Consider the following 13,422-nt stretch of genomic DNA (forward strand, 5'->3'; position numbering starts at 1 on the left):
TAGCGCTTGTGACTATCGCCTTTCGTCACTCATCGATGTCGTCGTTGAGCGAAGCATTGAAGTCGGCGACCATCTTGGTGCGGTGCGAGCTTTCCACGTTGGCGCTGATCAGGCGGCGCAGCGCATTGTCGGCATCCGCATGCGAGGCGAGCCACTTGTCGCCCAGCTCGACGAGCGTTGCCGGATCCGCATAGCGCGGGTACAGGCCTTCGAGCAGCGCTTCGGCCATGTGGAAGGTCTTGTGGTTCCAGATCCATTCCGCGCTGTCGAAATACTCCTTGACATACGGCTCGGCGAGTTCCGGGCTCGGGGTCGAGGCGAACCCGCTGGCCACCGATTCGAGCTGGCTGTTGGTGAGCACCTCATCGTGGAGCGCCTCGTTCCATGCCCATGCCTTCGCGTCGGCGGTCGCACGCGCCGCGCGCGCCGCAAGCGCGAACTCGCGGTTCTCGGTCGTGTCTTTCCTCTCGAGCTCCTGCTGGATGTCCTCTTCGTCGATCGCGTTGATCGACGAGAGGGCGCGCACAAGCGACCAGCGGAAGTTGTTGTCGAGCTCAAGGCCTTCGAGCACGCGCGAACCACTGAGCAGGCCGCGCACGGTGTCCGCGAACGCGCTGTCACCTTCGACGCCGTACGTCAGGTAGGCGCTGATGAGCTGGAACTGCATGTCCGAGCCGGCGGGTGCCTGCTTGGCCAGGTCGAGCAGCGCCTGCGCCGTGTGCTGTGCGATCGCGGCGCGCTTGGTGCGGTCGGTGTAGTGCCACACGGTCGTGGACAGGCACGCGAGCGCATAGCGGAACGTGGTGGACTCCGTCTCGGTGGAGAGCAGCTTGAGCGTCGTGCCGATGAAGTCGGAGGCGGCGAGCTCGCCGTCGCGCGTCATGTCCCACAGCGCGAGCCAGATCACGGCGCGGGCGAGCGCGTCGTCGAACCGGTACAGGTTCGCGGTGGCGAACGCGAGCGACTCGTCGTCGAAGCGCAGCTTCGTGTACGTCAGGTCGTCGTCGTTCGTGAGCAGGAACTGCGGGCGCGGCTTGCCTGCGGCCCCGGTGACGGTGGTCGCCTCACCAGCGACGTCGAGTTCGATGCGGTCGGTGCGCACGACCTTGCCGCTCTCCTCGTCCACGTTGTAGAAACCGACGGCGAGGCGGTGCTCGCGCAGCACGGGGTGGTCGGTGGGGGCGAACTGGTGCAGCGTGAGCTCGCTGATCGTGCCGTCCTGCGCGGTGTGCAGGTCGGTGGCGATCGTGTTGATGCCCGCCTGTTCGAGCCACTGCGCGCTCCACGTCTTGAGGTCGCGGCCCGACGTGCCTTCGAGCTCGGTGAGCAGGTCGTTGAGCGTCGCGTTCGAGTACGCGTGGCGGTACAGGTAGTGGTTGATGCCTTCGAAGAACTCGCTGCGCCCCACGTAGGCCACGAGCTGCTTCAGGACGGACGCGCCCTTGGCGTAGGTGATGCCGTCGAAGTTCACATAGGTGTCGTTGAGGTCGTTGATCGGCGCCACGATCGGGTGCGTGGTGCTCAGCTGGTCCTGGTTGAGCGCCCAGCTCTTCTCGCCCGAGCAGAACGTGGCCCATGCGTCGTGCCATTCGGTGGCTTCGGCGGTGGCGAGCGTGGAGGTGAACTCGGCGAAGGATTCGTTGAGCCACAGGTCGTTCCACCACTTCATCGTCACATAGTCGCCGAACCACATGTGCGCGAGCTCGTGCAGCACGGTCACGACGCGGCGTTCGGCGAGCGCGTCGGTCACCTTCGACGAGAAGACGTACGAGTCGCGGATCGTGACCATGCCGATGTTTTCCATGGCGCCGGCGTTGTATTCCGGCACGTAGATCTGGTCGTACTTCGCGTACGGGTACGGCACGCCCCACGTCTTCGCGTAGAACGCGAAGCCCTTCTTCGTGATGTCGAACAGGTAGTCCACATCTTTCGCGAAGTCGTCTTTGAGCGACTGGCGGCAATACTGCGCCATAGGGATCGTGCGGCCGTCCTCATTCTGGTACGTGGTGCGCCATTCGGCGTACGGACCGGCGCAGATCGCCGTCAGGTACGAGCTCATCGTGGGCGTGGGCGCGAAGGTCCAGCGCTTGGCGTGCTCGGCGGGCTTGGTGCCGAGCGTGCCGTCGAGCGTCATCTGGTCGGTGTCTTCGGTGCGTTCGACCGGCATGTTCGACGTGACGATCCACGAGCACGGCGCGAGCACGGAGAACGTGAAGACGGCCTTGAGGTCGGGCTGGTCGAAGACAGCGTAGACGCGGCGCGCGTCCGGCACTTCGAACTGCGAATACAGGTACACGTTGCCGTCAGAGGGGTCCACGCTGCGGTGCAGGCCCTCGCCGGTCGTCGAATAGCGGCACAGCGCGGTGACGACGACTTCGTTGCGCTCGCGCAGGTTGTTGAGGGCGATACGGCTGTCCGCGAACACTTCGCTCGGTTCCACGGATTCGCCGTTGACCGTGACCGCGGTCACTTCGTCGGCGATGAGGTCGAGGAACGTGCTCTCCCCCGCCTTGGCGCCGAATTGGATCGTGGATGTGGAGACGAAGGTCGTGTCGCCCTGCGTCAGGTCCAGGTCCACACTGTACTGGATGGGGTATTGCACGATGGATTTGCGTTCTTCCGCTTCGACGCGGGTCAGATTCGCTCCCGGCATGGTTGGCTCCTCACTGTCTTGGTGTCTTCTGTTCTGGTTCCGGATGTTCTGTGTGATGATGGTGTACGCAATGCACCGGCGCGCACGGTTGAACGACCTATGCGCGCCGGTGTGCCGCCCTCACTTGGCGTAGGTTTCCATGGCGTCCATGTCGACTGCGATATCCGCAACGACGGGCACGATCATCGGCTTGCGGTGCAGTTCGCGCGCCACCCAACTGCCGAGTGTGCGCCGCATGATCTGCTGCAGCCTGTGCACGTCCTTCGTGCCGCCCATCATCGCGTCCTGCAACTGCTCGATGATCTGGTGGCGCACCTTCTCGAACGACTTCTCGTCTTCCGCAACGGCGTTGAGATATACCTTGGGCCCGGAGACGACGTCCTTGGCGTCGGTGTCGACGACCGCAAAGCACGAGACGAAGCCTTCGGATCCGAGGATGCGGCGCTTTTCCAGCTCGTCATCGGTCAGTTCGCCGACCGAGTCGCCATCCACGTAGATGTACCCGCAGGGCACAGAGCCGACGATCGCCGCCTTGCCATGGTAGAGGTCGACCACGTCGCCGTCTTCGGCGAGCACGACGTTCTCCGGTTCGATGCCCGTTTTGACGGCGATCAGGCCGTTGGCCACCAAGTGGCGGTTCTCGCCGTGGATCGGCATCGCGTTCTTCGGCTTGACGATGTTGTACATGTACAGCAACTCGCCCTCGTTGCAATGGCCCGAGACGTGCACCGCCGCATTGTCGCGGTTGACGACGCGCGCGCCGAGCTGCACGAGCTTGTTGATCACCTTGTACACGCCGTGCTCGTTGCCGGGGATGAGCGAACTCGCGAGGATCACCGTGTCGAACTCGTTGATCGTGATGTCACGGTGGTTGCCGTCGGCGATGCGGCCGAGCGCGGCCATCGGCTCGCCCTGCGAACCGGTGCACATGTACACGAGCTTGTTGTCGGGGTAATCCTTGGCCTTCTTCAGGTCGATCACCGTGTCCTCCGGCAGGTGCAGGTAGCCCAGGTCGGCGGCGATGGCCATGTTGCGCACCATCGAACGGCCGACGAACACGACTTTGCGGCCGTACTTGTGCGCGGCGTCCACCACCTGCTGCACGCGGTGCACATGGCTCGAGAAGCTCGCCACGATGATCTTGCGCGTGGCGGTGGCGAACACCTGGTCGAGCGCCGGGCCGATCGAGGTCTCGGGCTTGACGAAGCCGGGCACTTCGGCGTTCGTCGAATCCATCATGAGCAGATCGACGCCCTGTTCGCCAAGCTTGCCGAACTCCACCAGATCGGTGACGCGGTGGTCGAGCGGCAGCTGGTCGAGTTTGATGTCGCCGGTGTCGATGAGCGAGCCGGCGGGCGTGCGCACGCACACGGCGAGCGCGTCGGGGATCGAATGGGTCACCGTCACGAATTCGAGGTTGAACGGGCCCACCTTGAGCTTGTCGCGGCCTTCGACCTGGATTGTCTCCGGTTCGATGTGGTGCTCCTTGCACTTGGCCTCCACAAAGCCCAGCGTGAGCTTGGAGCCGATGAGCGGGATGTCCTTGCGCAGTTTGAGCAGGTAGGGCACGCCGCCGATGTGGTCTTCGTGGCCGTGCGTGAGCACGAGCGCATCCACCTTGTCGAGGCGGTCCTTGATGTAGTTGAAGTCGGGCAGAATCAGGTCGACGCCCGGCTGCTCCTCTTCGGGGAAGAGCACGCCGCAGTCGATGAGCAGAATGTGGCCGTTGTATTCGATCACGTTCATGTTGCGGCCGATTTCGCCAAGGCCACCGAGCGGCACGATGCGCATCGAGCCCTTGCGGTACTTCGGCGGGGCGATGCGGTTGGTGTCGTTGGTGTCCGACGTGGCGAGCTTCTTGCCCTTGGCGGCGTTTTCGCCGTACTGCGGCGTGGTGTTGGCGCCCTTGCCGGCGCGCTTGCGCGTGGCGGTTGCCTTGGCACCCGACTTGGCCATCTTCGCGGTGGTCTTGGCGCTTGCCTTGGCGGCCGTCTTCTTCTTCGATCCGCGCACGTGTTTGCGCGGCGTTTGTTCTTGTGTTTCTGTCATGGTGTTTCGTTTTCTTCAATAAGTGCCGTCCGCCTGTGCGGACGGCAAGGAACCAGGTTGGCCGCGGGCGCGCACGGCCGTGGCGTCACAGCAGTCCGGACGCTTCGAGCCCCGCCTTGACCACGCCGATCTGCTCGGCGCTCGGGCCCACATTCGGCAGACGCATCTCGGTGCATTCGAGCAGACCGCGCACGTTGAGCGCCGCCTTGGCCATCACGGCCTGGAAGCCGGTGCCGTTCATCGCGTCGATCGCGGGGGCGATGCGGTTGGCGAGCGCCTGGGCGCGGTGCACATCGCCGCGGTCGAAGGCGTTGGCCAGATCGCGCAGCGGGCCGGCGGCGGCATGGGCCACGACCGAGATGATGCCGACGGCGCCGATCGAGAGGAACGGCAGGAAGAGCGCGTCGTCGCCCGAATACCATGTGAGGCCGGTTTCGAGACGTTTGCGCACGGCGCCGGCGATGTCACCGGTCGCGTCCTTGACGGCGCACACATGGTCGAGTTCGGAGATGTGGCAGTAGGTGTCGAGCGAGATGCGCACGCCGGTGCGCCCGGGCACGTCGTAGACGATGATCGGCTTGTCCGCCGACTCGTTGACGGCGCGGTAATGGTAGAAAATCCCCTGCTGTGAGGGGCGCGAGTAGTACGGGCAGACGACGAGCACCGCGTCGGCGCCCGCTTCCTGCGTCTGCTCGACCATGCGCACGGTGTGCGCGGTGTCGTTGGAACCGGCGCCGGAGATGACCGGCACATCCACTGCATCCTTGACGGCGCGCACCAGTTCGACTTTCTCGTCCATGTGCGTGGTGGGCGATTCACCGGTCGTGCCGTTGACGACGATGCCGTCCGCGCCGTCGGCCACCAGCTGGCGCGCGATCGTCTGCGCGGCGCGGTAATCCACCGCCCCGTCGGACTTCATCGGGGTGACCATTGCGGGCAGGATGCGCCCGAAGGGGGCTGGGTCAAGAAGGTGCATGGTTCCGTCAGTCATACGTGCAACGGTACTGTTGGGTTAGGACGCCGAAAACGTCTCTTCAGCGTTGGGGAAAGTGCGCAAGTTGAGCGTATGCGCATCAACTTACGCACCGGTGCGGAGCACGGATCGATCACAGGTCGAGGAACTTGTCGAGCCCGACCGTCAGGCCCGGGTGGCCGGCGCCCTCCACATTGCGCACGGCGAGCAGCACGCCGGGCATGAACGAGATGCGGTCGAAGCTGTCGGCGCGGATCGTGAGCTGTTCGCCGGCGTTGCCGAACAGCACCTCTTCGTGCGCGTTGAGGCCGCGCAGGCGCACGGCGTGCACATGCACACCGTCGATGACCTGGCCACGCGAGCCGCCGTCGGTCTCAGTCGCGTCGGGCACCGGGCCCAGACCGGCCGCGGCGCGCGCCTCGGCGATGCCCTGCGCGGTGTGGATCGCGGTGCCGCTCGGCGCGTCCACCTTGTTCGGGTGGTGCAATTCCACGACCTCGGCGGATTCGAAATACGGGGCGGCCACGCGCGCGAAGTGGTCGGCGAGCACGGCGGAGATCGCGAAGTTCGGCGCGATGAACACGCTCTGGTCCGGGTTGCCGGCTTCGGTGAGCGCCGCCGAGACCTGGTTGAGCTTGTCTTCGGTCCAGCCCGTGGTGCCGACGACGACGTTGACGCCCTGCTTGACGAGCGCGAGCACATTGCCGAGCGCGACCGACGGCACGGTGAACTCGACGACGACGTCGGTGTTCTGCGGGCTGATCGCCGTCAGGTCGTCGCCCGCGTCAAGCGCGAGCGCGAGCTGCATGTCCGCGGCGCCTTCCACCGCGGCCACGACGTGCGATCCCATGCGGCCCTTGGCCCCTACCACCGAAACTCGAATCATGATGCATGCCTTTCTGTTGTATGCGTGGGTGCGTCTTGTTCCACGTCCAGTGTAGCGGTCTTGCGCGTGAAGACCCACCAGCCAAGCAAGGCGAAGGGGATCGCGGCGGCCGTGTAGACCCACGTCATCATGACGCCGGCGTGGGCGTCGATATGGTCGAGGATCATGCCGCCAAGCAGCGAACCGAGCGAGGCGCCGATCTGGCCGGCGGTCGTGAGCCACGAAAGGCCTTCGGTGAGCGACTGCTCCGGCACCGTCTCCTTGACGATGAGGTTGCCGGTGGCGAACAGCGGCGAGACGACAAGGCCCGACAGCAGTTCGACGGCACCGAGCACGAAGTAGTTGTCCATCGTCCAGCGCATGCACGCGAAGCCGACGGCGAGGATCGCCAGGCACACAATCATGCGGCGCCAATGCGGGTCGCGGTGCTGGCGCGAGCCGAAGTACAGCGCGCCGATGCACGAGCCGACGGCGATCATCGCGAGCTGCAGGCCCAGGAACCGGTCGAGATGGTCGTGTTCCATCGCCGCCGTGATCGAGACGTCGAATGTCGTGAAACTCATGTTGAAGCAGATGAATGTGAGCATGAGCGGCAGGATGCCTGCGTACAGCAGCACGTTGCGCGTCGCCTTGCGCGACGGCGCGGCGAGCGAGTTGCGTTTGCGCAAGGTGTCCTGCGGCGCTGCGCCCTGCCGCGCGCCGGCGTCGAATTCGCCGCGCGCGAGGCGCAGCTCCATGTCGTTGGCAGCAACCGGGGTCGTTTCCACGGTGCGCAGCACGGGCGGTTCGGAACGTTTGAGCGAGAAGAAGACCGTGCCGCCGAGCGCGCACGCGGCGGTCGGCACGAACAGCTGCGAGACCGGATGCACCGACGTGGCGAGCGTGGCCGCGAGGATCGGCCCGAAGATGAACACGATCTCGTCGATCGCCGATTCGAGCGCGTACGCCGTGTTGAGCAGGTCCATGTTGCCGGTGCGTTCGAGCAGGTACGTCCAGCGTGTGCGCACGAGCGCGCCGAACGAAAACTGTGTGGCGCCCATGACAAGCGCGAGCACGAACAGCAGCGGGATCGGCACGCGTGCGAGCGCGCTGAACGCGAACACGAGCATCGCCACGACCTGCACGGTGAGCGCCACACGGCCCACCTTGCGTTGGCCGAAACGGTCGAACAGGCGCGCGTAGAACGGCGTGACGGCGGCGACGGCGAGGATGTACGCGCCGCTCATCGAACCGGCGACCGTCCAGTTGTCGTACAGGTGGTTGAGCGCGAGCACGATGCCCAGGCTCATCATGCTCATCGGCAGGCGCGCGAGGGCCGCTGCCGCGCAGAACGCCTTGGCGCCGGGCAGCGTGAACATGCGCGCGTACGGCGAACGTTTCGCTGTGGCTGTCGCACTCATGCGCCGCACACCTCGCCCTGCGCGCCGTCGAACGCGCCACCGAGCGCGGTGCCGGCAAGGTCGGCGCGGTAGATGAACTGGTCGTCGGTATTCATGCCAGGGGCAAGATTGGCGTCTTCCGGGTGGTCGGCGGCAATGCGCTCGGCCACGCGGATAAGACCCTTGTGGTCGTAGAAGCCATAGTCGCAGCTCGAGTCGGTGTGCAGGAAGAACGCGCGCACATCCACCGACCGCAGGGCGGCGAGCAGCTGGCGCCACAGCGCGCCACCGACGCCAGCCCCGCGCACACCGGGATTGACCATGAACAGTTCGAGTTCCGCCTGCGTGGTGGCGGTGATGTCGCTGTCCTCTTCGAGGATGCCTTCGCGCACGAAGAACCCGTCTTCGAGCGTTTCGATGACGCGCGCGCCACGCGGGTCGGTAAGCAGTCCCGCGCGTACGCTCATAAGCGCCCCGTGCGCCTGCGGGAACAGCGCCGGCCGCCCCACCACGCGGGCGAGCGTGATGCCCACGAATTCGCCGGCGGAGGTCTGAGCCACGTTCGACCATGTGCTTTGCTCAAGGTAGTGCAATGTCAGGTAGCGGGCGATGAGCGGTGCCACCGGCGTGCCGGCGATGCCCTCCTGCTGCGGCCAGACGCGGTCGAAACAGGTGGCCACGGCGTCGAGGTCGCTCCATTCCATCGGTCGGTAGCTTACGGCAGGCGTGCCTGCGGTGCGTGCCGGAGTGGGGTTGGTGTGGGGTTGGCTGTTCGCGCCCATGTGCATTGCTCCTTACAGATTCGCATTGCGCATGTGTGCCCGCCCACGCATGCCGGTGTGGCTCCGATCACACGCATCGGCGCAGTGCGTTCCCCTGCGCCGGGCGGAGGACCGCCCCGATACGCGTGTGCCGCCGGGGGTCCCAGCGGCTTGTGCCCATGCTTCAGCGCATCAGTGTAGCAGCTGTGCCGCCGCCCATGCGACTCTCGCTACCGGCTGACGTTGCCGTCGTCGTCCTCGAACGCGATGCCTTCGTGGATTTCGCGGATGATCGCGGCCTCGTCCTTTGGTTCCGCGGCGATCTGCCGCTTCCCCTCGTCCTCCTCCGACACGTAGTAGAGCGCGCCGTCGACCGCGTCAAGGGGCACGCCGTGCTCCTTCGCGAGCATGAGCCGGTAGAAGTCGAGCTGCTTGAGCTTTTCGGCGATGTCTTCCGGTGTGCGCGGGCGGTGCCCGGTCTTCCAATCGACGACGGTGAACAGTTTCGACGGATCCGCCGGATCGATGCCACCGACGAACACGGCGTCGAGTTTGCCTTGCACGAGGTTGCTCACGCCGTCGATGGCGACGACGATCGACTGTTCCGCGCCTTGCGGTGTGCGCGACGCCCATGGCGAATCGATGAGCCGCCGCTGCCAGACGGCGAGGCGGTGGTCGGCCGATGATGCGTCTCCTGCTGTTTCCTTGAGCGCGGCCTCCGTCTCGCCGATCATCCGCTCGCGCGAACCGTTGTCGGCGATGCCAGCGTTGACGAACGCCTCGGCCCACGCGTGGAACCGTGTGCCCTCCTCCGCGTGCGGCGACGACATCACGGGGACCGGCCGCAGCACACCGGCGATGACGTTGAGGCGGCGGCGCTCCTCCTTCTTCTTCGCGTCGTCCTTGCTGTCTTTGTCATCGTTGCCGTCACCACCGTGGGCGCCGAGCGCGCGGCCCTGCTGCAGCGACGTCGCGTTCATGCGCTGTTGCCGCAATGCGCGGCGCGCCTTGTCGCCGAGTATGCGCAGGAGGTCGCTGGGAGGCATGTCGGGCAACGCGCCGAAGCTCGGATCCTTGATCAGGGTGAGCGCACGCGCATAGAGCGAATCGCGGTCCACGTCATCCGCCGATGGCCTCTCTCCGCTTTCGAGGTACTTGCACACCGTGTCGCCGATCGCGTCCGCGCCTGTACGCAGCCGCGTATAGAGGCCTTCGCTCAGTTTGAACGGCCATGGGCGGCTCGTCGTGCCGCCGCGCTCTTCGACCGGCGTGTTCCAGGCGTCCCCGACGACGGCGTTCGCGAAGTCCGGCGCATGTTCGCCGATGAAATACCCGAAGGGGCGCGGTTCGGCGATTTCATCGAGCGTCCATGACTGCGGCGCATCGTGGGGGATCTCGCTCGCGTCGATGGTGAACGCGTGTTCCCTCGCCTGTTCCTTGAGATTGTCAAGCGTTTCCATGAGCGCGTCGAGCTCGTCTTTGCCCGCGCCCGCCTCGCGCGCGGCGACGAGCCTCGCCTGCATCTGTTCGACCTGTTCGCGTGCCGCGCGCGCCATGTTGTATCGGGCGATGAATCCGGGCAGGTGCATCGCGTGCTTCCACTGCTCGTCGAGCACATCGGCCTGCGTGGCGGCATGCGGCGTGCGTTGCGCGGCATGGGCTTCGGCGTGTGGGGAGACGACCATGCCGGCCATCATCGACATATGGACCTCGTTCCAGAACACGGAGGAACTGCGCGGTTCCACGACGTTGTCTTCATCCGTGGCCGTCCAATCGTCATATCCGGCGGCGCAGGCCACCGCGCGCGTGGCGGCGCGTGAGCGCGCGGGGATGGCGTTGTCCGCCGTGCGCGCGAGCGACGCGTCCTCGCTGTAGGTGAGGAGCGCCTCGTCGCGGGCGCGGGTGAGCGCGACATACATGAGCCGGCGTTCGTCCGCGTAGAGCCTGCGCCCGAATTCCTCGGTCTGCGGCATCGTCCATAGCTCGGCCTCGCCCCACAGCGCCTGCGCCTGTTGCGGGAATCCCTCGTCATTGACGATCGTGTATTCGCGCAAGGATCCGAAGACGTCGTCGTCGAGCAGTTCCAGCTCATCGTCATTCTTGAGCGACGCGATCGGATCGTACTCGTTCGACCCCGCGATCTTGCGCGCGTTGCCCGGGAACGCCGGCAGGATCGACGCGTCGGTGCGCACCGGCACCGGCACGGCGGCCGGGTCGGTGATCCATGTGTGCGCGCGCGCCGTGTACCGCGGCGGCGCCCACTTGCCGAGCGCGTCGAGCGGATCCCACTGCGTGTCGACGCCCGGCAGATTGGTGACCTCGACGCTGAGGCGTTCGCCCTGGTTCGACGGGAACCCGCCGTTCTTGAGCCCCACGACGGCCACGGCGTCCCATTCGAGGCCCTTCGACTGGTGCACGGTCATCAGCACGACGTCGACGGGCGTGTCCGGCATCGGCGCCGCCCCTTCGTCGATCGTGCGCTGCGCGTCGATCCACGAAAGGTAGCCGCGCAGCGTGGGCGCCAGCGTTGTGGAGATCTCCTGGACATACGTCTGCACAGTGCGCAGCAACGCGTCGATCGATGCGCGCACGGCCGACGGATTGTTGTCGGGAAGGCCGGCCGCGGCATGCGTCGCCGCACTGGCGCGACGGCGTTCATTGGCCGCGATGAGCATGTCGATGTCCAGATTGAGCGCTTCCACGGAAGCGCGCATGACCTCTTCGATCGGCCCGTAGGCGGCCTGGCGCACCTGCCGCAGCACGGCGCCGGCATGGTGCAATGCGCGCTTGCCCTGTTCCGAGATCGGGGATTGCTCGATGATCGCGTCGGCGTCGTCGTCCATCAGCAGGTCGGCCGCGAACACGGCGTTCGGCACCTCACGCGCGTGGTCGCGCACGATTCTGCGGCGCGCGGCCTCGTCTTCGGCCGCCCCGGCGTCCATCACGCCCGCCTCGACAAGCGCGCGGTAGCGGTATTCGGTGTTGCGTTCGTCCGCCATGTGCGCGAGCCGCCGCAGATCGGCCGCCTCAAGCCCGAAGCGCGGCGTCGACAGCAGGCGCATGAGCGACGCGGCGTCGGAACGATCGGCGACGACGTGCATGAGCGCGAGGACATCGAGCACTTCGGGTTGTTCGAGCAACGACGACGTGCCGACCGCGAACGTCGTCAATCCGGCCTCCTCGAGCGCCGCCTGGAAATACGGGATCTGCGCCTTGCCGCGGAACAGCACCGCCACATGCGGGCTCGTGCCCTGGGGCTTCTCCCCCCGCTCCGCGCGTTCGGCGTTCTCTCGTTCGTGTTTCGCGATCGCGTGTTTGGCGAAGCGCACGACACCGTCGATCTCCTGCCCGCGCGTCGCGTAGCCGAGGACGCCGAGTGTGCCCTCATGCACGGGCGTCTTGCCGTCGCGGGGAATCGACAAGGTGCGCACATCCACTTCACGCACATCGGCGCTGCTGCCGCTGTCACCCTGGTCGCGCAACGCGGCCGTCAGGTTGTTCGCGGCCTCGAGCACGACGACCGAGTTGCGCCGCGTTTCCGACAGTTCGTACGGCTCATAGTCGTCCGGCAGGCCGAACGAACGCTGGAACAGGCGGAACGCGCCCGGGCTCGCACCACGCCACGCGTAGATCGACTGGAACGGGTCGCCGACGGCGCTCACCGCGGACCTGCCGCTGGCGCCCGAGAACAGCCGCGCGAGCAGCATCGCCTGCGTGGTGGACGTGTCCTGGTATTCGTCGAGCAGCACATGCGTGTAACGCGCGCGGTACCGTTCGCCGATCGACGGGAAGCGTGTGACGAGCTGGTACGCGGCGACGGTGAAGTCACTGAATTCGGCCATGTGGTTGCGCTGCTTCGCGTCTGTGTACAACTGCACGAGCGTGAGCAGCAGTTCGCGCCGGCGCGTCGCGTCGCGCATCTGTTTGACGTGGAACTGCTGGATGGTGTCACGCCAATGATCGATCGTCTTGTTCGTGCGCGCGGCCTGCGCGTACGGCTCGCCGTTCGCCTTCGTCCTGCCGTCGTACTGGTATTTGCTCAGCCGCTTGGAGGCCGGGCTCAGATTGGGCACGGTGGGCGCTTCGTCCGGCACGACGTCGAAATCCACGTCCATCGCCTCGATGATGTCGAGGAACGCCGCGTCCCATGCGCGGATCTTCTCGATCGCTTTCGTGACGCTGTCGCAATCGCCGCCGATCATCGCACTGGCGATGTTGGCGCTGAGGGCGTAGACGCCGTCGACGATCGCGTTGAAATTCGTGAATTCGATGCCGCTTTCCCTCACGGTGGCGATGTGCTCGCCGACCGTCGTCGCGATGAGCTGACGCGCGCCGGCCTCGCTCAGCGGCTGCGTCTGCTGGTCGAATCCGACGAGCAGGCCGTATTGGCGCACGATCGTCTGGAAGAACGCGTCGTAGGTGTAGACGTCGGGTTTCATGAACATCGACGCCTTCGACGCCGCCCGTCGCGACACTTCCGACGAGACGCGCGTGAGCAGCTCGGACGCGGCCTTCTTCGTGAAGGTCAGGCCGAGGATGCGCTCGGGCGGCACGTTGTTCGGCGGCTCGATCAGCGCGATGATGCGTTCGGTCATCGTGAAGGTCTTGCCGGAACCGGCGCCCGCGACAACGAGCAGGTCGTCCTGTTGCGGCGCGTCGATGATCTTCCGCTGTTGCCTGCTCGGCGTCCTCTTCGGCTGCGGTGCTTGCTCCCCGGCCAT

7 protein-coding genes are annotated in these 13,422 nt (G+C 66.1%); all 7 read right to left on the reverse strand.

Going from position 1 to position 13,422, the window contains the following annotated elements:
* Window positions 1-25: 25 nt before the first annotated feature.
* The 7 genes from pepN to OU02_RS08370 all read right to left on the reverse strand — a co-directional run bounded on the left by pepN (window position 26) and on the right by OU02_RS08370 (window position 13,422).
* Window positions 26-2,653 (reverse strand): aminopeptidase N, encoded by a 2,628-nt coding sequence (pepN, locus tag OU02_RS06275; protein WP_033489417.1) that lies wholly within the window; start codon window positions 2,651-2,653, stop codon window positions 26-28.
* A 120-nt stretch (window positions 2,654-2,773) separates the two neighbouring features.
* A complete protein-coding gene (locus OU02_RS06280; protein ID WP_033489418.1) occupies window positions 2,774-4,702 on the reverse strand; it encodes a ribonuclease J in 1,929 nt (642 codons plus the stop codon).
* A gap of 85 nt (window positions 4,703-4,787) precedes the next feature.
* The gene (gene dapA / locus OU02_RS06285; RefSeq protein ID WP_033489421.1) at window positions 4,788-5,693 is read right to left on the reverse strand and encodes a 4-hydroxy-tetrahydrodipicolinate synthase; all 906 of its coding nucleotides are present in this window, start codon (window positions 5,691-5,693) and stop codon (window positions 4,788-4,790) included.
* Between the two features lie 115 nt (window positions 5,694-5,808).
* Window positions 5,809-6,561 (reverse strand): 4-hydroxy-tetrahydrodipicolinate reductase, encoded by a 753-nt coding sequence (dapB, locus tag OU02_RS06290; protein ID WP_033489422.1) that lies wholly within the window; start codon window positions 6,559-6,561, stop codon window positions 5,809-5,811.
* On the reverse strand, window positions 6,558-7,961 hold the full coding sequence (locus tag OU02_RS06295) for an MFS transporter (protein WP_051918383.1): 1,404 nt from the start codon (window positions 7,959-7,961) through the stop codon (window positions 6,558-6,560). The genes dapB and OU02_RS06295 overlap by 4 nt, the downstream gene beginning before the upstream one ends.
* Window positions 7,958-8,722 (reverse strand): GNAT family N-acetyltransferase, encoded by a 765-nt coding sequence (locus tag OU02_RS06300; protein WP_051918382.1) that lies wholly within the window; start codon window positions 8,720-8,722, stop codon window positions 7,958-7,960. The genes OU02_RS06295 and OU02_RS06300 overlap by 4 nt, the downstream gene beginning before the upstream one ends.
* 209 nt (window positions 8,723-8,931) lie before the next feature.
* Window positions 8,932-13,422, reverse strand: a complete 4,491-nt coding sequence (locus tag OU02_RS08370; protein ID WP_051918381.1) for an ATP-dependent helicase — start codon at window positions 13,420-13,422, stop codon at window positions 8,932-8,934.

It is taken from the genome of Bifidobacterium pseudolongum subsp. pseudolongum DSM 20099 (assembly GCF_000771225.1).
Taxonomy (GTDB): Bacteria; Actinomycetota; Actinomycetes; order Actinomycetales; family Bifidobacteriaceae; genus Bifidobacterium; species Bifidobacterium pseudolongum.